Here is a 21,898-nt window from a genome sequence, read left to right as displayed (position 1 = left end):
GTGGCCGGCGAGACGATCTCCACCGTCCGCGGCGCCCCGGTTCACCTCGGCGTGTCCAGCGCAGTGCAGCGCGTCGCGGTCCCAGCTGCGGCGAGCCTTCCCGCCCCCGTGATCGGCGATCAGGACGGCCCGGCCGGCGCTGCATCGTGCCGCCGCGCGGTGCTGGCCCGTGCGACGAGCACGCCCTGCAGCGACACAGTGGAGCCGGCTCGGGACGGGTCGGCCGTGCGGGCCGCGAGGAGGCGGACCGCCTCGGCCGCCATCCGCTCGCGGGGCTGGCGCAGAGTGGTGATCGACGGGACCGTCAGCGATGCCAGGTCGATGTCGTCGAAGCCCGAGACGAGGACGTCGGTCGGCGCGTGCACACCTTGCTGCGCGAGGCGCATCACCATGCCCACCGCGAGCAGGTCGTCGGAACAGATGACGGCGTCGGGCAGCGGCCCGGTCGCCAGCAGCCGATCGGCGGCCCGCGCACCCCAGAGCAGCGTGAACTCGCCGTCCAGCACATGATCAGGGGCGATCGAGACCCCGTACTGGAGCCCCCAGCGCTGCACGCCGGCCAGCCGCAGGTGCGCCGAGGAGCTGCCCGCGGTGGAGGTGACGAAGGCTGCCGTCGTCGCCCCGACGTCGGCCAGATGCTCGACCACGAGGCGGATCGCGTGGTCGTCGTCGAGGATCACCCGGTCGCCGTCGCTTCCCCGGACGAAGCGGTCGAGCTGTACGACCGGCACCGTGGCGGCGGTCGCCTCCAGGGCGGCGCGGCTCCGCTCGGAGTCCACGGGGCTGATGAGGATGCCATCGACGTTGCCCCGGGTCAGCGAGGTGAGCCTCTCGGCCTCCAGCTCCGGGTCATTGCGGGCGTCGCAGAGGAAGAGGTTCAGCCCCATCCCGGCGAGGTGGTGCTCCACCTCCTCCACCAGGCTCGTGAAGAACGGGTTCCCGATGCTTGGCACGACCATGCCGACGTTTCCGGTGGTCCGCCGGCGCAGCGCACGAGCGATGGAGTTGCCGGTGTAGCCGAGGTCCCGGGCCGCCGTCCGCACGCGGGCGGCCGTCTCGGGACTGCCCGCCCGGGCCCCGGAAAGGATGCGCGAGGCCGTCGCGGTGGACACGCCAGCCTCCTCGGCGACCATCGCAAGGGTGACTTGAGGCAATCGCTTACCTTTCCGTCCGCACGTAAACATCCTGTTACCACGCCAGACCGCTGCTTGACCCCGAGCGCTGGACCACCCTAGCGTCCGGGACATCGGCAATCGATTGCACGGCTCAAGCTTTTCGGGCGGTGCACCACCCAAGGAGAGTGACCGTGAAAAGGTCCGTCGTTGCTACCGCCTCCCTCGCCATCACGGTGCTCCTCGCCTCCGGCTGCTCGGAGACCCAGTCCTCCACCACGGGTGAGTCGGCCGCCGCCAACGACGGCGGAACGCGGGTCGCCTTCGTCTCGCAGGTCGAGGGCATCCCCTACTTCAACGGCTTCGACGCAGGCGCCCAGCGCGCTGCCGAGGAGTTCGGCGTCGAGTACGAGCAGGCAGGCCCGGCCACCGTCGACGCCACCGAGCAGGTACGCATCCTCGACAACCTGGTCTCCCAGGGCTTCGATGCGATCGCCATCAGCCCGCTGGACCCGACCTCGATCAACAGCTCGATCACTCGGGCGCAGGACGACGGCGTGCAGATCGCCACGTCCGACGCCGACGCACCCGACAGCGACCGTTCGGTGTTCGTCTCGCAGGCCTCCGACGAGCAGCTCGGCGCCACGGTGATGGATCAGCTCGCCGACGCGACGGGCGGTACTGGGCAGTACGGGATCATCTCCGGCAGCGCCGACTCGGCAACCTTCAACGCCTGGATCGACGCCGCTGAGGCGCAAGCTGCGGCCGAGTACCCGGACATGGAGCTGGTCGGCGGCATCCGGTACACCACCGACACTGCGCAGGCCCTCGAAGAGGCCCAGAACCTCATGACCGCCTACCCCGACCTGGCGGGCATCATCGCCGTGCCATCGACGGCCGTGCCCGGCGTCGGTCAGGCCGTGACCACCGCGGACAAGATCGGCACCGTCGCCGTCACCGGGTTCGGCTCCCCTCAGACCGCTGCTCCCTTCCTCGAGAGCGGCGCGATGACCTCGACCGTGCTGTGGAACGTCGAGGACCTCGGCTACCTGACCGTCTGGGCGCTCGCCCAGCTGGTCGAGGGCAACGAGTTCGCCGCCGAGAACGAGGTGCCGGGTCTGGACGAGCCGGTCACCTACGACGAGGCCACCGGGATCCTGCTGCTGGGCGAGCCCTCGGTGTTCACCGCCGAGAACTACGCCGACTACGACTTCTGAGCGCGATGACCGACCGCACCGGGACGGTCGTCAGCAGTGGTGGTGCCCCACCACTGCTGACGGCCTCCGGGATCACCAAGCGCTTCGGGGCCACCCGGGCCCTCTCCGACGTCGATCTCGTCGTCGCCGCCGGTGAGCGGGTGGCGATCATGGGCGAGAACGGCGCCGGCAAATCGACCCTGATGAAGGTGCTCGCCGGCGTCCACAGCCCGGACGCCGGGTCCATTACGCTCGACGGCGCCCCGTTCGCGCCGCGTTCCCCGGACGACGCCAATCGCGCCGGCGTCTCGATCGTCTACCAGGAGCCCTCCGGGTTCCCGCACCTGTCGGTCCTGGAGAACCTGTGGATGGGACGGCAGCCCACCCGCCGGGGGCGCCTCGACCGAGGGGCGATGCGCGACGAGGCGAGCGCACTGCTCGACCGGCTCGGTCTGCCGGCCCGCCTGCTGGGCCGGAAGATGGGCGACCTGTCGCTGGCCGACCAGCAGCAGGTGCTCATCGCCCGCGCGATCTCCATGCGCGCGAAGCTGCTCATCCTCGACGAGCCGACCTCCATCCTCACCGCCACCGAGGCGGACCGGTTGTTCGCCCTCGTCGACCAGCTGGCCGGCGAGGGCACCGGCATCTGCTACATCACCCACCGCTTCGACGAGCTCGAGCGGGTGGCCGACCGATTCGTCGTGCTCCGCGACGGCCGCAACGCCGGGGAGACGCACGAGGCCGACCGGGAGGCCCTGCTGGCGATGATGGGATCGAGCGGGGAGATCGAGGTCGACCGCGCGGGACACCTGGTCGCCGAGACGTCCACCACCGAAGCCCCCACCGGCGGGCACGGCGGCGGCGCGGTCATGCTCGAAGCCCACGGGCTGACCGCCCACGGCGCGTTCGCCGGAGTCGACCTGCAGGTGCGGGCCGGGTGGATCAGCGGGCTGTACGGCCTGGTCGGCGCGGGGCGCACCGAGCTGGCCATGGCCCTGTTCGGCGAGCACCGCATCGACGCCGGGGAGGTCACCTATCGGGGCGTCCCCTACCGGCCCCGATCCAGCCGGGACGCGCTGGCCCGCGGGATCGCCTACCTGCCGGAGGACCGGCGCACGCAGGGTCTGCTGCCGCACATGACCGTCGGCGAGAACCTCGCCGCCGCCTCGCTCGCCGTGCTCACCCGGTTCGGCGTGCTCTCCCGGGCCCGGGAGGCCGCCCTGGTCAAGCGCTGGTCCGACGACCTCGCGATCAAGGCGCAGGGGTCGGGCGCCCCCATCACCTCCCTGTCCGGCGGGAACCAGCAGAAGGTCCTCCTCGCCCGACTGGTCGCCACCGAGCCGACCGTGCTCATGCTCGACGAGCCGACCCGCGGCATCGACGTCGCGACCAAGAGCGAGATCCACCGACGGGTGCGCGAGCTGGCCGCGGCGGGGGCCGCCGTGCTCGTCATCAGCAGCGAGATGGCGGAGATGCTCACCCTGGCCGACGACGTCACCGTCCTGCACGAGGGCCGGGTCACCGCCCGCCTCTCCGGCGAGCAGATCACCGAGCAGGCGATCCTGCGCGCCGCGACGGGGGTGGCCGCATGAGCGCCGTCACCGTCACCGGCCCGTCCCGCAGCCCGGCGCTCGTCGCGCTGGAGAGGGTGCAGAGCCTGCTCCTACCGGCTCTGCTGATCGGGGAGGTGATCGTCTTCGCCCTGCTCTCCTCGCGGTTCCTGTCGGCCGACAACCTCGTCAACGTGGCCGTCAACGCCGCCGACATCGCGCTGATCGCCGCGGGCCTGACGGTGGTCGTCCTCATGGGCGGCATCGACGTGTCCACCGGATACGCGGTCGGCCTGATCTCGTGGTTCCTCGCCACCCTGATGTCCAGCGGGACCCCGGGCGCCCTCACGCTGATCGTGGCGCTCATCGGGGGTGCGCTGCTCGGGCTGCTGAATGGCTTGCTGACGGCGCGGCTGTCGATCCCGTCGATCGTCGCCACCCTCGGCACCAGCGCGCTCTTCCAGACCGCGCTGTTCGCGCTGTGGAACCGCCGCGACGTGTTCTCCGGTCCGGTCCTGCCGTTCCTGTCCGGGAGCGAGCGGGCGGCCGGGGTGCCGCTCATGCTCCTCGTCGTCCTGGTCGTCTACGCGGCACTGCACCTCGTGCTCGTCGGCACCCGCGTTGGCCGGTCGGTGTTCGCCATCGGGTCGAACGTCGAGGCCGCCCGGCTGGCCGGCATCGACGTGCGGCGGGTGCGCCTGCTCGGGTCGCTCGTCCTCGGGCTCCTCGTGGGGCTCGCCGCCTGCACGTACCTGGCGCGCGTCGGCGTCGTCCAGGCATCCAGCGGGGGCGAACTCAGTCTGCTCGCCATCGCCTCGGTCGTCGTCGGCGGCACCTCGATCCTCGGCGGAGAAGGTTCCGTCCTGCGAACCCTGGGAGGGGTGGTCTTCATCGCGCTGCTCGAGAACGGCATCGTCCTGGCCGGGGTGCCGTCACTGTGGAACGGGCTGCTCGTCGGCTGCGTGATCCTGCTGGCCGTGGGCGTCAACGGCGCGGTCGTGCTGCTGCGCCGGCGCTCGGGTGTGGCGGAGTGAGCGCCGCCCTGCGCGACCGACGCGTCGTACTGCTGGCGCTCATCGCCGTCGCGATGGTGGCCATGAGCCTCATCTCGCCGTACTTCCTCAACACCGGCAACCTTCTGAGTCTGCTGCAGTACAGCGCCGTCATCGGGCTGTTGGCGTTGGGGCAGACGCTGGTGATTCTGGGCGGGGGCGGCGGCATCGACCTCTCGATCGGTTCGACGCTCTCGCTGTGCTCGGTGGTGTTCGGGCTCCTCGCGGTCAACGGCGGGCTCAACCCCTGGCTGGCCGCGCTGCTCACCCTCGTCGTCGGCGCCCTGCTCGGGCTCGTCAACGGCGGCCTCATCACCGGGCTCCAGCTGCCGCCGCTCATCGTCACCCTCGGCACGCTCTATCTGTTCTCGTCGGCGGCGAACGTCCTGTCCGACGGTGTCGACATCAACGGCTTCGACCGCGCGGGGTTCTCGACGATCGGCCAGACCTCGATCGCCGGGGTGCCCTTCCAGGTGCTCTGCGTGCTCATCCCCGCGTTCGTGATCGGCGCCTTCGTCATGCAACGCACGGTCTTCGGCCGGCGGGTCTACCAGGTCGGCTCGAACGAGCGTGCCGCCGGCCTGGTCGGGGTGGACGTCAAGCGGATCCGCCTCTCGCTGTACGTCATCGCCTCGACGCTGGCGGCGGTCGGCGCGATCGTCACGGCGTCGTGGCTGCTCAACGCCCGGCCGACCGCCGGCACGGGCTTCGAGCTGCAGGCCATCACCATCGCCGTCCTCGGCGGCACCGCGATCACCGGCGGGACCGGGCGGCTGTCCGGAACCTTCCTCGCGCTGCTGCTCGTCGCCGTCCTCAACTCCGGCCTCCAGCTGGCCGGCGTCGGCAGCACCTACCAGATCGGCCTGCTCGGGGCCGTGCTCATCGTCTCCATGCTCGTGCGCTCGCGGTCCCAGACCGCGCAGCCCGCGCTCTGACCCACGGAAAGGCATTCCCATGACCGCACCCACCACCGTCACCCGCGAGCAGATCCTCGCTGCCGTCGAAGCGGGCGAGGAGGCGACGATCGAGCTGCTGCAGGAGCTCATCCGCACTCCCAGCGTCAACCCGTGGTTCGGAGACCCGGCGGAGATCTCCGGCGAGGCCCCCGTGCAGGCCGTCTTCGAACGCCGGCTGCGGGAGCTGGGCGCCGACGAGATCGACGTCTGGGAGCCCAGCGCCGACGAACTCGCCCACCGGGCCGACGGGCCGGGCTACTACCCGGGCCGCGACTTCACCGGCCGGCCCAACGTCGTCGCCCGCTTCAAGGGCACCGACCCCGACGCGCCCGCCTTCATGATCCAGGGCCACTGCGACGTCGTCAGCGTCGGCAGTCTGTGGACCGAGGACCCCTTCGGCGGGGCCCGCAAGGACGGGAAGATCTACGGCCGCGGGACGGTCGACATGAAGGGCGGCATGGCCGCGGCGCTCGGTGGGCTCGCCGCGCTCAAGGCTGCCGGTGTCCGGCTGCGCAACGACCTGATCATCGCCTCGGTCGCCGACGAGGAGGCCGGCGGCATGGGCACCCTCGCGCTCGTCGACCGCGGGTACGTGGCGCCGCTGGGCACGATCGTCCCGGAGGCCACCGACCTCAACATCGCGCCGCTGTGCCGGGGAATCCTGTGGGGCGAGGTCGTGCTGCACGGCCGCGCCGGGCACATCGAACTGGAGAAGAAGCCCTGGCAGGAGGGCGGCGCCGTCGACGCGATCGCCTACGGCCACCGCCTGCTCGACGCCATCCGGGCCAAGAACGCCGAATGGGCCGCAGACCCGGTGAAGAACCACCGATACCTGCCGATCCCGTGCCAGATCCACGTCGCCCAGATCGACGCCGGCGAGTACCCCACCACCTACGCCTCCCGCTGCGCGATCCGGTTCAACGCCCAGTACCTGCCGGGCCAGAAGGACGCCCACGGGCTGGGCAGCGTCGTGAAGGCCGAGCTCGAGGAGCTCTTCACCACCTTCGTCACCGACGACGACTGGTTCACGGCCAACCCGCCGACGATCACCTGGCTCGTCGACGCCGACTGCGGCGAGACCCCCGACACCGAGGCCGTCGTGCAGCGCACCCTCGCCCACGCCCGTGAGGTCGGCATCGCCAGCGACCTGCAGGGCTGCATGTCGCACACCGACATGGGCCTGATGATCGATTCGGGCAGCCCCACGATCAACTTCGGCCCGGGCCACATGGGTGTCGCCCACCAGGCCGACGAGAACGTCGAGGAGGCCGACCTCCTCGCCGCCACGAAGGTCTTCGCCCTGACCATCGCCGACATCTGCGGCTGAGCCCGCGCGTCCCCTCTTCATCCCCACCACTGCTGCTGCTGCAAGGAGATCCACATGACGCGCGCCCTGCTGGCCGGCGAGTCCTGGTCCGTCACCTCGATCCACACCAAGGGCTTCGACAGCTTCACCACCGTCGACTACGCCGAGGGCGGTCAGGCGCTGATCGCCGCCCTCGAGGACGGCGGCATCGACCTGACCTACATGCCGTCGCACGTGGCGGCGACCCACTTCCCCACCACGCGGGAGCAGTTGGACGCCTACGACGTCGTCCTGCTGTCGGACATCGGGGCCAACACGTTGCTGCTGCCCTCGCGCACCTTCGTCCGCGGGCAGGCCTCCCCGAACCGGCTCGCGTTGCTGCGTGACTGGGTACGTGACGGCGGAGGCCTCGCCATGGTCGGTGGTTACCTGTCCTTCCAAGGCATCGAAGCCAAGGCCAACTACCGGTCGGGCGCGCTGGCCGAGGTGCTGCCGGTGGTGATGGAGACCGGCGACGACCGGGAGGAGACCCCGCAGGGGGTGCGCGCCCGGCTGGTGGGCACCCACCCGGTGACCGATGGCCTGGACGCCGAAACGCCGGCGCTGCTCGGTTACCAGCGGCTGGTGCCCAAGGACGACGCGCAGACCGTGGCCGCGTTCGACGACCACCCGCTGCTCGTGCTCGGCGTGGCGGGGGCCGGTCGGACACTGGCCTACGCCAGCGACATCGGCCCGCACTGGGCACCCGAGGAGTTCACCTCGTGGCCCGGTTTCGCCCGACTGTGGCAGCAGGCCGTGCGCTGGCTGGCCGGCGAGGGCCAGGCCCGGTGACGACGCCGCCCGCCGTGGACGTGCTCGTCGTGGGCTCGCTCAACCACGACGTGGTGGCGCGGACGCAGCGCCGGCCGGCGCCGGGCGAGACCGTCACCGGCGGGCGGCTCTCCACCACCAGCGGTGGCAAGGGCGGCAACCAGGCGGCCGCGGCCGCCCGGGCGGGTGCCGTCACCGCGATGCTCGGTGCGGTGGGTGGCGACGACGGCGGGCGCGCCCAGCTCGACGACCTCGTCGCCCGCGGAGTCGATGTGTCACGGGTCGCCGTCGTTGCGGGCGTGCCCACGTCCACCGCGGTGATCGTCGTGGACGCCGCCGGGGAGAACGCGATCGTCGTCTGCGCGGGCGCGAACGAGACGGTCACTCCCCAGATCGTGCACGCAGCTCCTGCGGCGGCGGCGGTGGTGCTGGCGCAGACTGAACTGGGCGCCGCCGTGGTGGACGCCGCCGCCGAGCTGGCGGCCCGTGAGGGAGCGCGGCTGGTCGTCAGCTGCGGGCCGGTCGTGGAGCTCTCGCCTCCGACACTCGCGGCCGCGGACCCGGTGGTGGTGAACCGCCACGAGGCCGCGGACCTGCTGCGGCTGGCCGGCGCCCCGGTCGCCACGGATCCGACAGCTTTCGCGGCGTCGCTGCTGGCGGCGACCGGGGCTCGCTCGGTGTGCGTCACCCTCGGCGCGGACGGGCACGTGACCGCCGACGGCGCCGGCCCGCTGCGGGTGGCGGGGGCGGCGGTCGAGGCGGTGGTCGACACGACCGGCGCCGGTGACGCCTTCGTCGGAGCCCTGGCGGCGGCGCTGGCGCGAGGCGCCTCGGTCGTGGATGCCGCCCGGGCGGGTGCCGCCGCCGGAGCGGGGGCGGTCGCGCACGCCGGAGCGCGGCCGCCGCGGTGACGGCATCAGGCGTCGACGTAGCGGTCGCGCTCGACGACGAACTGGCCGGTCGCCGTGTTCGCGTCGATGAACTCCGGCAGCAGCGGGATGCGGACGGTCACCGTGACGCAGACGGAGAACTCCTCCCCCGGCGTGAGCGTCGGGGTGTACCCGCCGGCCGCCGCGCAGTCGGCACCCGCCGGCGCGTAGGCCAGCTGCAGGTCGGTGACGTCGACCGACTGGTCCTCGACCGCCAGCTCAGCGGCCCGCAGTGCCCGCTCCTGCCCGGTCACCGGGTCGGGCGCGGTAGCGATCGCCCGGCCGGCCTCGCGGGCGGCTGCGGTCGAGGCGAACACACCGCGCTGCACCGCCGAGAACCCGGCGATGATGTAGATCAGCGGCACGAACACGACCAGCGCGATGAAGACGAACTCCACCAGAGCGGACCCCTGCTCGTCGGCCAGCCGGCGCCGCAGCCAGGTCATGCCAGCTCCTTCACCGCGCGGCCGGTGACCTCCAGCGGCAGCAGGTTGCCCAGCGCCGCCAGCAGCGACGGCACCGATCCGGTGCAGCGCACCACCACGAGCACCAGCCCGCTGGCGTCGACCTCCTCCGCCGACGTGCAGGCCAGGCCCTCCGCGGTCTGCACGGACGTGGCCCGCGCGACGATCTCCACCGTCCGCGGCGCCCCGGCGGAGGTGTCCACGTCGGCGTTCGCGGCGTACCGGGCACCGGCCTGCGCGCTCGCCGTCACCACGTTGCGCACGTGCACGTAGACGGCGACCTGCAGCACGGCCAGCAGCAGCGCCACGATCAACAACGAGACCATGACGAAGTCGACGACGGCGCTGCCTCGCTCGCCGTCGTCCATTGATGGAACCGGCTGCTCAGCCACCGCTCGTGACGGAGGTGAGCGCGTTCTCCACGGCGGAGACGATCGCCTCCCGGAACGGGATGAGGATGGCCAGCACGAGGGCCGCCGTCATCACCGTGATCATCACCCAGCCCGGGACGTCGCCCCGTTCGGGATCCTCGCCGCGCACCCGCGCGGCGAGGGCCGCGGCTGCGGCGGTCAGGTACGCGATACCGCGCATGGAAAGTCCTTTCCTCGTGTCCCGCTGGCTCACTGCGCCAGCGAGACGATGCTGATCAGCCCCGGGAACAGGGCGAAGAGAACGGTGACCGGCAGCACCAGGAAGACGACCGGCACCATCATGGCGATCTCCTTCCGGCCACCCGCCTCGAGCAGCCGGCGCTTCCCGGCCTCCCGGACGTCCGCGGCCTGGGCGCGCAGCACCTCGGCCAGCGGGGTGCCGCGCTCGATGGCCACCAGGAGCCCGTCGATGAACCGCGCGAGCGGGTCCAACGAGGTGCGGTCGGCCACTCCCTGGAGCGCGTCGACCAGCGGCACACCCGACCGCGCCCGGCCGAGGGCTTCGCCGAGCTCCCTGGCCAGCTCCCCACCGGACAGCCGCGTGACGCGGGCGATCGCCGCGGTCGGGCTCTCTCCCGCCGTCACCGCGAGGGCGAGCAGCTCGGCGACGACGGGGAACTCGGCCAGCAGCAGCTCCTCGCGGCGCTGCACCTGCTGGGTCAGCCACCAGTCGCGCCCCAGGACACCACCGAGAAGCCCCGCCACGCAGAGCAGCCCGGCGGACAGCACGTTCAGCCCGCCCGCAGCGACGGAGCCGACGGCCGCCACGACCGCGGCGCCGAGCAGCCCCAGGCCACCCCAGACGACCTGCTCGACCCGGAAGTCCTCGACGGTGGTGTCGGTGGCCAGCGCGTCCAGGCGGCGCCGGACGGCGGCCCGCCCGCCGAGCATGCGGTCGACCAGCCGTGCGCCGTCGCCGATCGCCGGACCGAAGACCCGGCGGACGGCGGTGAGCAGACCCGGCTCGGTGGCGGTGCCCAGCAGCCGCGACGGCGGTGGGGTGTCGTGCACGTAGGGCGCCAGCCGGTCGACCAGCCGCACCGATCGGAACGGCGGCGCGTAGCTCACCGCCAGCACGAGCCCGACCGCCGCCATCAGGCCCAGCAGCATCCCGGTCAGTCCCGCGCTCACGAGTTCTCCTCGCTGGCGCTCGTCGACCGCGTTCGCGGCGCTGCTGTGTCCGCTGGTGAACTCGCAAGCTCGTTCACTGCAACACCCGCACGTCCTCGGGCAGCCGCCCGATCCGCAGCATCAGCCGGTAGGCGACGGCGCACACGGCACCGCCGATCAGCAGGATCGCGGTGCCCAGCGCCGAGTCGTAGGCGGCCAGCGTCGTCGACTGCGTCGCGAGGAGGAGCAGCACCACCCAGGGCGCGGCCACGGCCAGCCGGGCGGCGGACACCACCCAGCCCTGCCGGGTCTCCAGCTCCGCGCGGGCGCGGGCGTCCTCGCGCAGGAAGGTGGCCAGCGTCCGGAGCACCCGGCCGAGGTCGGTACCACCCACCTCGCGCGCCACCCGCAGCGTCTCGACGATGCGGTCGCCCACCGGGTCGGCGAGGTCGTCCTTCAGGCGGTCCAGGCAGGTGCTGAACCGGCCGGTGGACCGGTACTCCGCGGCGAAGCGGGCGAACGGCGGCCGCAGCACCTCCGGACCGCGCGTGGACAGCGCCGCCAGCGCCTCGGGCAGCGACATCCCCGCCCGGACGGCCGACGCCAGGTTGTCCACGACCTCGGGCCACACCTCGCGCAGGTCGGCCTTGCGGCGGGCCGCCAGGCGGCGCACCTGCACGTACGGCAGCGCGAAGCCGAACAGCGCGAAGACCAGGCTGACCGTCACGGTGCCGGTGGTCAGCAGTACGACGACGAGGACCAGCAGTCCGAGACCGACCTGGAGCGCCAGCAGCTGGGCGGCGTTGATGCCGGTCAGGCCGGCCTCGGCGAGCAGCACCTGACGCCGCCCTGGTGACCGTGGCGTGGAGCGGGCCTGCGGCGCCCGCGGACCGCTGCGCCAGATCAGCAGCAGGCCGACACCCAGGAGCAGCCCCAGCAGCGCACCCGACTGCGTCATCTCGGCTGCCCGGTCACGCCAGCAGTCCGGCGAGGTCGAGGCCCCGGGCGGCGAAGCGGTCGGGGTGCGGCGGGTAGCCGTCGGCGCGCACCAGCCGCCCCTCGCGCGTGGTGAAGATGTCGGCGGTCTCGATCACGCCGTTCTCCGCCCGCCCCGGCAGGGCCACGATCTCGCGCACCCGCCGCTGACCCGACACGTCGGTGCCGACGTGCACGACGAGGTCGACGCTCGACGCCACGGTGGGGACGACGAACGCCGTCCCGATGTTCTCGCCGGCCAGCAGCGGCAGCGTGCACATCTTCACCACGGCCTCGCGGGCGCTGTTGGCGTGCAGCGTGCACATGCCCGGCAGCCCGGAGTTGAGCGCGATCAGCAGGTCGAGGCACTCCTCCTGGCGCACCTCACCGACCACGATGCGAGAGGGCCGCATCCGCAGCGCCTCCTTGACCAGGCGGCGCAGCGGGATCTCGCCCGCGCCCTCGAGGTTGGCCTGGCGGGTCTGCATCGCGACGACGTCGGGCAGCGGGACGCGGAGCTCGAAGACCTCCTCGCAGGTGATGACCCGCTCCTGGGCGGGGATGGCCGCGCAGAGGCAGTTGAGCAGCGTCGTCTTCCCCGCCTGGGTACCGCCGGACACCAGCACGTTGAGCCCGGCGGCCACGGCCGCCTCGAGGAACCGGGCCGCCTGGGTGGTGATCGTCCCGAGCGCGATCAGCTCGTCGAGGCTGTGCGCCTGCAGCACGAACTTGCGGATGTTCACGGCCATGTGGCGGCGGGTGATGTCGGGGATGACGACGTGCAGCCGCGACCCGTCGGGCATGGTCGCGTCCACGAACGGGGTCGACATGTCGATCCGTCGACCCGAGGTGCGCAGCATCCGCTCGACCAGGTCGGCGAGTTCGCCGGGCGCGAGGATCGTCGTCGTCAGTTCGCTGCGGCCGCGGCGGGCGATGAACACCCGGCCCGGCTCGTTGACCCAGATCTCCTCGATCTCCGGGTCGTCGAGGTAGCGCTGCAGCGGGCCGAAGCCGGCCACCCGGTCGAGGACGTCGCGGACCACGGACTCGGTGTCACCGATCGGCGGCAGCGCCGAGGTGAGCGAGCGCTCGGAGTAGTCGGCGACGACGTCGCGGACCAGCACCCGGACGGGCGCGGGGTCGGTGAAGGGGTCGAGGCCGCGACGCCGGATGAGTTCCCGGACCTCGCCGTCCACGACATCCAGAGCGGTCGGCACGGCACCCCCGTCGAGCCCGGTCGATCATGACGGAACAGCCGGACTGTATGGAAACGGATCAGTCCGCGGGCGCCGGATCAGCCGTTCTGTGGACAAAGCAGCGCCTGGAGGAGGCAGGTCCACCCGGTCAGGTGAACGGCGCGCAGAGGCCGGCGCCCCGGCCGGAGCCGGTCGAGGGACGGATCATCGCGGGATCAACGCATCACCGCAGTCAGATCGTCACATGTCTCGGGCACGCTCTCGTCCATGACGGCGACCCTGCACGCGACGAGCACCTACGCCACCTCGGCGGCCCACCTTCCGGGCGCCGCGAGGCTCAGCCACGCCGTCGCCCGCCCGGTCGTCGACGGCCTCGACCAGTCGGTGTGCGGCGTGCTGGTGACCGTCCGCGCCGGACAGGACTGGGCAGCCCCGTCCGGCGCCGGCCGGTGCGAGGAGTGCACCCGCATCGCCGGCTGACGCCGCTACCGCGCGCCGGCCGGCACCCGCTCCGGCTCCCGCGGCAGGCTCACCGAGCCCTCGACCGTCAGGTGCGGTAGCCGCCGGTCCAGCCACGCGGGCAGCCACCAGTTCGCCCTGCCCAGCAACTCCATGGTCGCCGGCACCAGCACCATCCGGACCAGCGTCGCGTCGATCAGCACCGCCACCGCGAGGCCGAAGCCGAACAGCTGCAGGTCCCGATCGGAGCCCAGGACGAAGCTGCCGAAGACGCACACCATGATCGCAGCGGCCGCGGTGATCACCCGAGCCGTCCGCGCCAGCCCGGTCGCGACCGAGGTCGCGTTGTCGCCGGTGCGGTCGTACTCCTCCCGGATCCGCGACAGCAGGAAGACCTCGTAGTCCATCGACAAGCCGAACACGATCGCGATGAGCAGCATCGGCACCCACGCCTCGATCGGCCCCACCCCCTCGATGCCGAGCAGGTCGGTCAGCCAGCCCCACTGGAAGACGGCGACCAGCGCACCGAACGCCGCACCGATCGACAGCAGGTTCACCACCACCGCCTTGAGTGCCACGAGCAGGCCGCGGAACACCACGGTCAGCAGCAGGAACGACAGGCCGAGGACGACGGCGAGGAACAGCGGCAGCCGCTCGGCGGTGTAGTCGGCGAAGTCGATCGCCGCCGGCTGCGCACCGCCGATGGCCACCTCCGCGCCCGTGCCGTCCACCACCGGCGGAACGGCGTCGTCGCGCAGCCGGTGCACCAGGTCGGCGGTCGCCTCGTCGCGTGGCGCGGAGGTCGGCACGACCTGCAGCACCGCGGTGCCGCCGTCCTCGGAGAGCATCGCCGGGCTCACCGACGCCACGCCCGGGTCGGCGGCGAATGCCTGGGCGAGCTCCTCCGCCGCCGGCCCCGCCGTGCCGGAGGGCGCGTCGACGGCCACGACGAACGGCCCGTTCACCCCCGGACCGAAGCCCTCGGCGACCAGGTCGTAGGCCTTGCGGGCGCTGCTCTCCTCCGACAGCGTGCCCGCGTCGCTGAAGCCGAGGCGCAGGTCGAGCACCGGGATGGCCAGCACCAGCAGCGTGCCGAGCGCAGCCACCGCGAAGACCAGCGGACGACGCTGCACCGAGCGCGACCACCGCTCGGCCGCCGCCCCGGAGCGATCGCGCCGGCCGAACCGGCGCGGCCGGCCCTGGGCCCGCTGGAGGCGCGGACCGACGATCCCGAGGAGGGCCGGCAGCAGCGTCACCGCGCCGAGCATCGTGACCAGCACCGACGCCGCGATGCCGATCGCCATGCCGGTGATCAGCTCCATGCCCATGAGGACCAGGCCGAGCGAGGCGATGACCACCGTGATGCCCGCGAAGAGCACCGACCGGCCCGCCGTGTGCTGCGCCAGGGCGACGGCCTCGGGCACCGGCAGCCCGTCGCGCAGCGCCTCCCGGAAGCGGGTGACGACGAGGAGCGCGTAGTCGACGCCGACCCCGATCGCGATCATCCCGGCGGCAGCGGCGGCATAGCTGGGCACGTCGATTCCGTGGGCGGCCAGCTCGATCGCCGCCACCCCTCCCAGCGCCCCGAGCACCCCGACCAGCAGCGGCAGCAGCATCGCCACGAACGAGCCGAACGCGATGAGCAGGATGACTGCTGCCGCCAGGACGCCGAACACCTCGGCCGGCGGGCCGCTGGACTCCTCCGCCGACGGCAGGCCGATCTCGACCTGCAGTCCGGGCACGTCGACGTCGTCCCGCAGCTCCTCCAGCCGGTCCACGGCGTCGGCCACCTCGACCTGGTCCTTCAGCGGCAGGTCGACCTGCAGGTAGGCGATGTCCCCGCCAGGGGCGATCTGCCGCTCACCGCCCGGGTCGAACGGGCTGGTCACCTCGGCCCCGGGCAGCTCGCGGGGGATGCCGGTGGCGAGGTCCTCGACCGCGTCCCGTGTCGCAGCGGTGTCCACGCCGTCCTCGGCGTGCAGCACGACCTGCGCCTGGGTGCCCGACCGGGCGGTGAAGCCGGCGTCGGCCAGCAGGTCGGCGGCGCGCTGGCTCTCGGAACCCGGCAGCGAGAAGTCGTCGCTGGTCGGGCCGGCGAAGGCGCCGGCGAGCACCGACAGGACGACGACGGTGGTGATCCACGCGGCCGTGACCAGCCAGCGCGCGCGGACGCAGGATCGGGCGAGGGAGGCGAGCACGGTGTCTCCAGACGGCTGACCGGACAGGACGCCGAGGACGCTAGGAACGCCGGAGCGACAGGGCGTCCGCCGCACGGACCGACTCCGCTACGGATCTCGGCGTACGCCGGGACGGCACGGCTACGTCGTCGCGTGGATTCCCGGTACCGCCGGAACGCCCTAGCCTCCCGGCATGACCTGGCGCCCGGGGCGAGTCGACGTCGCACTGGTGTTCGCGTCCGTGCTGCCGGCCTGGGCCGCGCTGGCCGGCCACCTCGAGGCCGAGGCGCGGCCTCCCGACGCCCTCGCGTTCGCCCTCGTGGTCGTCGTCGGGCTGCCGATGCTGTTCGCCCGCCGAGCCCCCGTGCCGGCGCTGGCACTGAGCATCACGCTGCTCTTCGGCTACTACCTGACCGGCTACGCCGCGATCGGGCTCGTGCTCCCGCTCGCCCCTGCGCTGTTCATCGTCGCCCAGGCCGGCCGGGCACGGCTGGGGGCGCTGGTGGGCGGCTCCGGCCTCCTGCTGTCCACCCTGTTCCGGCTGCTCGGCGGCGAGCGGGACGAGAACCCCGGGGTCGTCATCGGGTACGACGGCGCGCTCTCCCTGGCGCTGCTGGCCGCGGTGCTGGCGCTCGGCGACGCCGTCCGGTCCCGCCGGGGCTGGCAGGCCGAGCTCGACCAGCGGCTCCGGCTGGCCGAGCACGAGCGCGAGGCCGAGGCGCAACGGCGGGTCGCCGACGAGCGGATGCGTATCGCCCGGGACGTGCACGACCTGCTGGGCCACGCCGTCGCCGTCGTCACCCTGCACGCCGCTGTCGCCGCCGAGTCGCTGGACGACGACCCGGCGGCCGCCCGCCGGTCGCTGGAGACCATCCGCACCGTGAGCCGGGACGCGCTGCACCACCTCGGCGACACCGTGGGCCTGCTCCGGGGCGACGACGCCACGAGCGTCGAGCCGGCGGCCGGGATGGCCGATCTTGCCGACCTGGTCGCGGCGACGGCGTCGACCGGCCTGGACGTCCGACTCGACGTGCGGGGTGAGGAGCGCCCGCTGCCCCCGGCCGTCGAGGCCACGGTGCACCGGCTGGTGCAGGAGTCGCTGACCAACGTGCTCCGGCACGCGCACGCCCGGTCCGCCACCGTGACGGTGGAGCACGGCCCGGCCGACCTCACCGTCACCGTGGCGGACGACGGCGCCGGCGACCCGGGCACCGGCACCCCCGGGCACGGGCTCCAGGGGATGCGCGAGCGGGTGGCGCTGCTGGGCGGCCGCCTGACGGCGGGCAACCGGGACGGCGGCGGTTTCGCCATGACCGCAGTGCTGCCGGTGACCGCAGTTTTGCCGGTGACCCCACTGCGGGTCGGCGCGCTGCCGTGATCCGGGTGCTCGTGGTCGACGACCAGCCACTGGTCCGGGCCGGCATCCGCGCGGTGCTGGAGCGCGGGGACGGGCTGGAGGTCGCCGGGGAGGCCGGCGACGGGCGCGCGGCGCTGGACCGCCTGCGGGTGGCTCGCGACGTCGACGTCGTCCTCATGGACCTGCGGATGCCGGTGCTCGACGGCATCGAGGCCACCCGGCGGATCGTCGCCGACCCGGCTCTCGGCGGCGTCGCCGTGCTCGCGCTGACCACCTTCGACGACGACGAGCTGGTGTTCGGCGCGCTGCGGGCGGGCGCCAGCGGCTTCCTGCTCAAGGACGCCGAACCCGAGGCCCTGCGCAGTGCAGTGCGCGCCGCCGCCGCGGGCGAGGCGGTCCTCGATCCCGCCGTCACCCGCAGCGTGCTGGCCGCCGCGCTGCACGCTCCCCCGCCGACCGACTCGAGCCTGCTCCAGCACCTGACCGACCGCGAGCGCGAGGTGCTCGTCGCGGTGGCGAAGGGGCTCTCGAACGACGAGATCGGGCGGGAGCTGCACATGAGCCCGGCGACCGCACGCACCCATGTAGGTCGCGTGCTGACCAAGCTGGCCGCCCGCGACCGGGCCCAGCTGGTGGCGATGGCGTGGCGGGCCGGCCTGGTGACGGCGAGCTGAGCGGTCGGCTCGGGCGATCCGGCCGGCGCATGGGGCTCACGCCAGCTCGAGCACGGCCTCGACCACCGCCTCGCCGTCCAGCAGGACGGGGTCGTTGTGGTCGGCACCGGGCACCTCCACCAGCCGGTGCAGCTCCGCCGCGGCATCGGCGACGGCCCGGCTCTGCTCCGGCGGCACGATCGTGTCGCCGGCGCCGAGGACGACCGTCGTCGGGACGTCGACCCGCGCGACCCGCTCCGCCACCGGGAACCGGTCCCACAACAGGAACCGCACCGGCAGGAGTGGATAGTGCACGGCCGCCACCGACGCGAGGTCGACGAACGGCGAACGGAGGACCAGCCCCGCCGGCGGATGCTCGGTGGCCAGCTCGGTGACGACGGCGGCGCCGAGGCTCTCGCCGAAGTAGAGCAGCCGGTCGGGACGCACCCCGGCCTCCTCGACCAGGTACGACCGGGCGGCCCGCACGTCGCGGGCGAGCCCGTCCTCCGTCGGATCGCCCGGATTGCCGCCGTACCCCCGGTAGTCGAACAGCAGGACCCCGAGGCCCTCGGCCGAGAGGGCACGGGCGAGCGGGGCACGCATCCCGCGGTGCCCGCCGTTCCCGTTGGCGACGAGCACCGTGACCAGATCCGGCGACCGGCCGGGCACGTGCCAGGCGGCCAGATCGAGGCCGTCCGACGTCCGCAGCACGACGTCCCGCGCGCCCGGGACGAGCGCGTCGGCCGACCCCACGGGTCCGGCGTCGGGCAGGTAGACCAGCTTCCGCTGGAACCCCCACAGCAGGCCGGTGATCAGGGCGAGCACCACGACGACGACGCCCACGACCACGAACGCCGTCCGGACCATGCGTCGATGATGACCGGCCGGGCGGCACCGGTCAGCTGAAGACCTGCCGGTGGAGCAGCGCTCCCCCGGCCCGGGTCCGCCCCACCCCGGCCGCGGCCATCCCCTCGCCGAAGCCGGTGGCGTACCAGTGCGGCGCGCTCAGCTCGAGGCCGGCCGGAGGCGTGCCGGGCCGGTCCTCCCACAGGAGGCGGGCGAACTCTTCCGGCGTCCGGCCGAGACAGCGGTCCCCTCGTGGTGCCGTCGCCGGCTCGAACGCCGCGGCGAACCGGCCGTCGACCCTGCCCAGCTCCAGGGCCTCCTCGAGCAGCTGCAGGTACGCGGGTGCGCTGGTGCCGGCCATGACGGGCCACCTCCCGAGGGAGCGGTCCGGCCGGGTGCCGGACCGTCGTCACCTCTCAGAGGCACGTCGCGGCCGGCGGGAGACAGCGCGATCGGACCCGTCGATCAGCGGCCCGGACCGGCGTAGCGTCCCGGCATCGATCCGGCCCTCATCGACGGAGACCGCCATGGGCGACAAGTCACCGCACGACGCGCACCACTCGCAGAAGTCGGCGAAGTCGATCAAGGAGAAGCGGGCCGAGCGCAAGGCGAAGGAACAGATGACCGAGTCGCAGATGGCGCGCCTGGCCGCGGAGGCCAAGACCCACCGCTGAGCGCGGCACGCCCAGGGAGCGCGGAGCCCGCGTAGCGTCGACCCACGGAGCCGTTCAGGTCCACGATGAGGGAGCGCACATCATGGGTGACAAGTCCCCCCGGCAGTCGATGACCAAGAAGGCCAGCGGCAAGTCCATCAAGGAGAAGCGCGGCGAGAAGAAGGCCGCGAAGGCGGGCTCCGGCTCGCAGATGGACAACGTCACGACCGGCAAGAAGCACTGACCCGAGGGACGCGACCGGCGCCGGCTCAGCCGGATGCCGGCCGCGTCCGTCGGCCCCCCGCGGGGCGCTAACCGCGCGGCAGCACCGCGTCGATGAGGTGCGGCCCCGGTTCGGCGAGCGCCTTCTGTAGCTGCTCGGCGAGCTCCTCCGCCGTCGTCGCCCTCGTCGCCGGCACGCCCATCCCCGTCGCGAGCGCCACGAAGTCCAGCCCCGGTCCCCCGAGGTCGAGCAGCTGCTTGGCCCGCTTCCCGTCGCTGGCCGCCCCGACCCGCGACAGCTCGTGCTGCAGGATTGCGTACGAGCCGTTGTCGCAGATGATCGTGGTGATGTCGAGCTGCTCGCGGGCGTAGCTCCACAGCGCGGAGATCGTGTACATCGCGCTGCCGTCGGCCTGGATGCCGATGACCGGCCGGTCCGGGCAGGCGACCGCCGCGCCCAGCGCCATGGGCAGCCCGTCGCCGATCGCACCGCCGGTCAGGGGGAGCCAGTCGTGCCGGGGCGCGCCCGAGGTGAGCTCGCTGAGGCCGACGCCTGAGGTGAGCGCCTCGTCGACCACGATGGCCCGCTCGGGCAGCAGGGCGCCGATGACCGCCGCCATGCTGCGCGGGGTCAGCGGCCCGCTCGGCAGCTCCGGCCGCTCCGCCTCGAGCAGCACCGGCTCGGCGTCCGGGGCCGCCCGCTCGGCCAGCGCCTCCAGTGCCGCGACGGCGTCCTCCCCCGGCGCGCTGAGCACGTGCACCGTGCAGTCGTCGGGCACGGGCGTGCCGGGCACGTCCGGGTAGGCGAAGAAGTGCACGGGCGACGTCCCGCCGGCGAGCACCAGGTGCTTCGTGCCGGCCAGCGCGGCGATCGCCATCTCCGGCGGGTACGGCAGCCGGGTCAGGTCCGGCAGCCCCGCGCCACGGGCGGCCCGCGGCGGAAAGGTCTCCGACATCAGCCGGGCACCCGTACCGGCGGTCACCCGGGCCGCCGCCAGCTGGCCCGCCTCGGTCATCGCGTCTCCGCCCAGGAGGAGCACCGCCGGCTCACCCGAGGCCAGCACCGCGGCGACGTCGTCGACCACCGACGGCGCGACCCGCGGCGCGGGCCGGCCGGGCACCGGCGGCGCCACCTCGGCACCGTCCTCCCACGACACGTCCGCCGGCAGGATCAGGGTCGCGATCGTGCCGGGGGACCCGCAGGCGGCAGCCACCGCGTCGGCGGCGTCGGCCGCGACGTCCGCCGGGTCGAGCGAGCGGCGGACCCAGCCGGAGACGGTGCCGGCGACCGCGTCGATGTCGGACTCCAGCGGGGCGTCGAGCCGCTTGTGCGAGCGCGCGTGGTCGCCGACCACGTTGACCATGGCGGTGCGGCCACGGCGGGCGTTGTGCAGGTTGGCCAGACCGTTGGCCATGCCCGGTCCCAGGTGCAGCAGCGTGGCCGCCGGGCGCCCGGCCATGCGGGCGTACCCGTCGGCAGCGCCGGTGGCGACGCCCTCGAAGAGGGTGAGCACCGCACGCATGTCCGGCACGTCGTCGAGCGCGGCGACGAAGTGCATCTCCGACGTCCCGGGGTTGGCGAAGCAGACGTCGACCCCGGCGTCGACGAGGGTGCGGATGAGGGCCTGGGCGCCGTTCACCGGTCAGCTCACCGTCAGCACGTCGAAGGAGGTCATCGTGGCGCCGCCGCTGGCGAACGTCGGCACGTCCGCGGACGCCGCCTGTCCCTCCGGCGACCGGAACGCCTCCCCCATCGCCTTCTCCGAGTCGAAGTCGAGCTCGGCGACCAGGTACGGCGCGGGCTGCTCCGGGTCGAGGGTCCGGGGGTGGCCGTAGGTGTAGCGGACCAGGCCGGGCATCTGCCGGGCCAGCGGCGCATGCGTGTCGCGGTAGTGGGCGTCGAACGCGGCGGGGTCCGCCGGCTGTCCGTAGCTGACCACGAGCCTGTGCACCACGCCGCACCTCCGTGTCCCGGGCTCCGCTGCCGGCGCCTCGCCGCCCAGCCAACAGGGGACGACGACGGCACGCGACTCCAGCGCGGCGGCCGGGGCCGTCCACAGGACGGGGAACAGGGGGAGCGTGCGACATGACCTGCTGTTACGGTCCGATCGGTATCCGTTCCGCTCCTGATTGGACTCACATGGCGAACGTCAACGTCACCTACCAGCAGATGGAAGATGCGGCCGGCCGGCTGACCAACGGGCGCACCGAGATCGACGGCATGCTCGGGCAGCTCAAGAGCCTCGTCGACCAGCTCGTGGCCGAGGGCTACGTCACCGACAGCTCCAGCAAGAGCTTCCAGGCGTCCTACGACGAGTTCAACACCGGCGCCAAGAACATGATCGCCGGGCTCGACGGCATGGCCCAGTACCTCAACCAGGCCGCCGCCACCTTCCGCGACGCCGACACCCAGCTGGCCAGCGCCCTCGGTCGCTGATCGCCCG

General features: G+C 73.2%; 25 protein-coding genes. 13 read left to right on the top strand and 12 right to left on the bottom strand.

Translation table 11 applies throughout. The annotated features are described in order from the left end of the window. Positions 1 to 119 precede the first annotated feature (119 nt). Positions 120 to 1,133, bottom strand: a complete 1,014-nt coding sequence (locus tag CRP30_RS15660) for a LacI family DNA-binding transcriptional regulator (protein ID WP_255407349.1) — start codon at positions 1,131 to 1,133, stop codon at positions 120 to 122. A 173-nt stretch (positions 1,134 to 1,306) separates the two neighbouring features. Here CRP30_RS15660 and CRP30_RS15655 point away from each other — a divergent pair, with 173 nt between their 5' ends. The 7 genes from CRP30_RS15655 to CRP30_RS15625 are packed head-to-tail and all read left to right on the top strand — an operon-like array spanning position 1,307 to position 8,893. Continuing rightward, on the top strand, positions 1,307 to 2,329 hold the full coding sequence (locus tag CRP30_RS15655) for an autoinducer 2 ABC transporter substrate-binding protein (RefSeq protein ID WP_159961750.1): 1,023 nt from the start codon (positions 1,307 to 1,309) through the stop codon (positions 2,327 to 2,329). A gap of 5 nt (positions 2,330 to 2,334) precedes the next feature. Continuing rightward, positions 2,335 to 3,900, top strand: coding sequence for a sugar ABC transporter ATP-binding protein (locus CRP30_RS15650; protein ID WP_097184830.1), 1,566 nt, complete (start codon positions 2,335 to 2,337; stop codon positions 3,898 to 3,900). Continuing rightward, the gene (locus tag CRP30_RS15645) at positions 3,897 to 4,892 is read left to right on the top strand and encodes an ABC transporter permease (protein ID WP_097184829.1); all 996 of its coding nucleotides are present in this window, start codon (positions 3,897 to 3,899) and stop codon (positions 4,890 to 4,892) included. Before CRP30_RS15650 ends, CRP30_RS15645 begins: the two co-directional genes overlap by 4 nt. Further along, a complete protein-coding gene (locus CRP30_RS15640) occupies positions 4,889 to 5,845 on the top strand; it encodes an ABC transporter permease (RefSeq protein ID WP_097184828.1) in 957 nt (318 codons plus the stop codon). The genes CRP30_RS15645 and CRP30_RS15640 overlap by 4 nt, the downstream gene beginning before the upstream one ends. 19 nt (positions 5,846 to 5,864) lie before the next feature. Next, positions 5,865 to 7,193, top strand: coding sequence for a M20/M25/M40 family metallo-hydrolase (locus tag CRP30_RS15635; protein ID WP_097184827.1), 1,329 nt, complete (start codon positions 5,865 to 5,867; stop codon positions 7,191 to 7,193). A gap of 54 nt (positions 7,194 to 7,247) precedes the next feature. Further along, positions 7,248 to 8,003: a glutamine amidotransferase gene (locus CRP30_RS15630; protein ID WP_097184826.1), complete on the top strand. Its 756-nt coding sequence runs from the start codon at positions 7,248 to 7,250 to the stop codon at positions 8,001 to 8,003. Next, positions 8,000 to 8,893: a PfkB family carbohydrate kinase gene (locus CRP30_RS15625; protein ID WP_097184825.1), complete on the top strand. Its 894-nt coding sequence runs from the start codon at positions 8,000 to 8,002 to the stop codon at positions 8,891 to 8,893. Before CRP30_RS15630 ends, CRP30_RS15625 begins: the two co-directional genes overlap by 4 nt. A 5-nt stretch (positions 8,894 to 8,898) precedes the next feature. Here the strand turns inward: CRP30_RS15625 and CRP30_RS15620 are convergent, their stop codons facing one another. From CRP30_RS15620 to CRP30_RS15595, 6 genes are all read right to left on the bottom strand, one after another. Further along, entirely contained in the window at positions 8,899 to 9,357 is a 459-nt protein-coding gene (locus tag CRP30_RS15620) for a TadE/TadG family type IV pilus assembly protein (RefSeq protein WP_097184824.1), read from the bottom strand. Then, on the bottom strand, positions 9,354 to 9,743 hold the full coding sequence (locus CRP30_RS15615) for a TadE/TadG family type IV pilus assembly protein (RefSeq protein WP_200814773.1): 390 nt from the start codon (positions 9,741 to 9,743) through the stop codon (positions 9,354 to 9,356). Before CRP30_RS15615 ends, CRP30_RS15620 begins: the two co-directional genes overlap by 4 nt. Positions 9,744 to 9,759: 16 nt before the next feature. Further along, positions 9,760 to 9,966, bottom strand: a complete 207-nt coding sequence (locus CRP30_RS15610; protein ID WP_097184822.1) for a hypothetical protein — start codon at positions 9,964 to 9,966, stop codon at positions 9,760 to 9,762. 29 nt (positions 9,967 to 9,995) lie between these two features. Then, positions 9,996 to 10,937, bottom strand: coding sequence for a type II secretion system F family protein (locus CRP30_RS15605; RefSeq protein ID WP_097184821.1), 942 nt, complete (start codon positions 10,935 to 10,937; stop codon positions 9,996 to 9,998). Positions 10,938 to 11,010: 73 nt separating this feature from the next. Continuing rightward, positions 11,011 to 11,874: a type II secretion system F family protein gene (locus CRP30_RS15600; RefSeq protein ID WP_097184820.1), complete on the bottom strand. Its 864-nt coding sequence runs from the start codon at positions 11,872 to 11,874 to the stop codon at positions 11,011 to 11,013. Between the two features lie 13 nt (positions 11,875 to 11,887). Next, positions 11,888 to 13,108, bottom strand: coding sequence for a TadA family conjugal transfer-associated ATPase (locus CRP30_RS15595; protein ID WP_235003442.1), 1,221 nt, complete (start codon positions 13,106 to 13,108; stop codon positions 11,888 to 11,890). 246 nt (positions 13,109 to 13,354) lie between these two features. Between CRP30_RS15595 and CRP30_RS15590 the strand changes: the two genes are divergently transcribed. Next, a complete protein-coding gene (locus CRP30_RS15590) occupies positions 13,355 to 13,567 on the top strand; it encodes a hypothetical protein (RefSeq protein WP_097184818.1) in 213 nt (70 codons plus the stop codon). 5 nt (positions 13,568 to 13,572) lie between these two features. Here the strand turns inward: CRP30_RS15590 and CRP30_RS15585 are convergent, their stop codons facing one another. After that, entirely contained in the window at positions 13,573 to 15,744 is a 2,172-nt protein-coding gene (locus CRP30_RS15585; RefSeq protein ID WP_159961748.1) for an MMPL family transporter, read from the bottom strand. Positions 15,745 to 15,916: 172 nt separating this feature from the next. Here CRP30_RS15585 and CRP30_RS15580 point away from each other — a divergent pair, with 172 nt between their 5' ends. Both CRP30_RS15580 and CRP30_RS15575 read left to right on the top strand, forming a co-directional pair. Continuing rightward, entirely contained in the window at positions 15,917 to 17,101 is a 1,185-nt protein-coding gene (locus CRP30_RS15580) for a sensor histidine kinase (RefSeq protein ID WP_097184816.1), read from the top strand. Then, positions 17,098 to 17,754, top strand: a complete 657-nt coding sequence (locus CRP30_RS15575; protein WP_097184815.1) for a response regulator — start codon at positions 17,098 to 17,100, stop codon at positions 17,752 to 17,754. The genes CRP30_RS15580 and CRP30_RS15575 overlap by 4 nt, the downstream gene beginning before the upstream one ends. A gap of 36 nt (positions 17,755 to 17,790) precedes the next feature. Here the strand turns inward: CRP30_RS15575 and CRP30_RS15570 are convergent, their stop codons facing one another. Then, positions 17,791 to 18,600, bottom strand: coding sequence for an alpha/beta hydrolase (locus tag CRP30_RS15570; protein ID WP_097184814.1), 810 nt, complete (start codon positions 18,598 to 18,600; stop codon positions 17,791 to 17,793). A 31-nt stretch (positions 18,601 to 18,631) separates the two neighbouring features. Next, positions 18,632 to 18,940 (bottom strand): hypothetical protein, encoded by a 309-nt coding sequence (locus CRP30_RS15565; RefSeq protein WP_097184813.1) that lies wholly within the window; start codon positions 18,938 to 18,940, stop codon positions 18,632 to 18,634. Positions 18,941 to 19,106: 166 nt separating this feature from the next. Here CRP30_RS15565 and CRP30_RS22535 point away from each other — a divergent pair, with 166 nt between their 5' ends. Beyond that, on the top strand, positions 19,107 to 19,253 hold the full coding sequence (locus CRP30_RS22535) for a hypothetical protein (RefSeq protein WP_159961746.1): 147 nt from the start codon (positions 19,107 to 19,109) through the stop codon (positions 19,251 to 19,253). Between the two features lie 82 nt (positions 19,254 to 19,335). After that, positions 19,336 to 19,476, top strand: a complete 141-nt coding sequence (locus CRP30_RS22805; protein ID WP_200814772.1) for a hypothetical protein — start codon at positions 19,336 to 19,338, stop codon at positions 19,474 to 19,476. Between the two features lie 67 nt (positions 19,477 to 19,543). On the opposite strand, the gene CRP30_RS15560 is transcribed toward CRP30_RS22805, so the two are convergent. Together CRP30_RS15560 and CRP30_RS15555 are read right to left on the bottom strand one after the other, a co-directional pair. Beyond that, the gene (locus CRP30_RS15560; RefSeq protein WP_097184812.1) at positions 19,544 to 21,094 is read right to left on the bottom strand and encodes an acetolactate synthase large subunit; all 1,551 of its coding nucleotides are present in this window, start codon (positions 21,092 to 21,094) and stop codon (positions 19,544 to 19,546) included. Positions 21,095 to 21,097: 3 nt separating this feature from the next. Further along, positions 21,098 to 21,409: an EthD family reductase gene (locus CRP30_RS15555; protein ID WP_097184811.1), complete on the bottom strand. Its 312-nt coding sequence runs from the start codon at positions 21,407 to 21,409 to the stop codon at positions 21,098 to 21,100. A 185-nt stretch (positions 21,410 to 21,594) separates the two neighbouring features. Here CRP30_RS15555 and CRP30_RS15550 point away from each other — a divergent pair, with 185 nt between their 5' ends. Next, positions 21,595 to 21,891, top strand: a complete 297-nt coding sequence (locus CRP30_RS15550) for a WXG100 family type VII secretion target (RefSeq protein ID WP_097184810.1) — start codon at positions 21,595 to 21,597, stop codon at positions 21,889 to 21,891. Positions 21,892 to 21,898: the final 7 nt, after the last annotated feature.

Source organism: Blastococcus haudaquaticus (assembly GCF_900230285.1).
Classification (GTDB): Bacteria; Actinomycetota; Actinomycetes; order Mycobacteriales; family Geodermatophilaceae; genus Blastococcus_B; species Blastococcus_B haudaquaticus.
Note: the sequence above shows the minus strand (reverse complement) of the source record. Positions and strands in the feature narration are given on the sequence as shown.

Coding starts and splice junctions, on each gene's coding strand:
- CRP30_RS15570 (WP_097184814.1), bottom strand. CDS start 18,600: ATGGTCCGGACGGCGTTCGTGGTCGTGGGCGTCGTCGTCGTGGTGCTC.
- CRP30_RS15580 (WP_097184816.1), top strand. CDS start 15,917: ATGACCTGGCGCCCGGGGCGAGTCGACGTCGCACTGGTGTTCGCGTCC.
- CRP30_RS15630 (WP_097184826.1), top strand. CDS start 7,248: ATGACGCGCGCCCTGCTGGCCGGCGAGTCCTGGTCCGTCACCTCGATC.
- CRP30_RS15610 (WP_097184822.1), bottom strand. CDS start 9,966: ATGCGCGGTATCGCGTACCTGACCGCCGCAGCCGCGGCCCTCGCCGCG.
- CRP30_RS15635 (WP_097184827.1), top strand. CDS start 5,865: ATGACCGCACCCACCACCGTCACCCGCGAGCAGATCCTCGCTGCCGTC.
- CRP30_RS15645 (WP_097184829.1), top strand. CDS start 3,897: ATGAGCGCCGTCACCGTCACCGGCCCGTCCCGCAGCCCGGCGCTCGTC.
- CRP30_RS22805 (WP_200814772.1), top strand. CDS start 19,336: ATGGGTGACAAGTCCCCCCGGCAGTCGATGACCAAGAAGGCCAGCGGC.
- CRP30_RS15660 (WP_255407349.1), bottom strand. CDS start 1,133: ATGGTCGCCGAGGAGGCTGGCGTGTCCACCGCGACGGCCTCGCGCATC.
- CRP30_RS15615 (WP_200814773.1), bottom strand. CDS start 9,743: ATGGACGACGGCGAGCGAGGCAGCGCCGTCGTCGACTTCGTCATGGTC.
- CRP30_RS15565 (WP_097184813.1), bottom strand. CDS start 18,940: ATGGCCGGCACCAGCGCACCCGCGTACCTGCAGCTGCTCGAGGAGGCC.
- CRP30_RS15590 (WP_097184818.1), top strand. CDS start 13,355: ATGACGGCGACCCTGCACGCGACGAGCACCTACGCCACCTCGGCGGCC.
- CRP30_RS15650 (WP_097184830.1), top strand. CDS start 2,335: ATGACCGACCGCACCGGGACGGTCGTCAGCAGTGGTGGTGCCCCACCA.
- CRP30_RS15620 (WP_097184824.1), bottom strand. CDS start 9,357: ATGACCTGGCTGCGGCGCCGGCTGGCCGACGAGCAGGGGTCCGCTCTG.
- CRP30_RS15600 (WP_097184820.1), bottom strand. CDS start 11,874: ATGACGCAGTCGGGTGCGCTGCTGGGGCTGCTCCTGGGTGTCGGCCTG.
- CRP30_RS22535 (WP_159961746.1), top strand. CDS start 19,107: ATGGGCGACAAGTCACCGCACGACGCGCACCACTCGCAGAAGTCGGCG.
- CRP30_RS15550 (WP_097184810.1), top strand. CDS start 21,595: ATGGCGAACGTCAACGTCACCTACCAGCAGATGGAAGATGCGGCCGGC.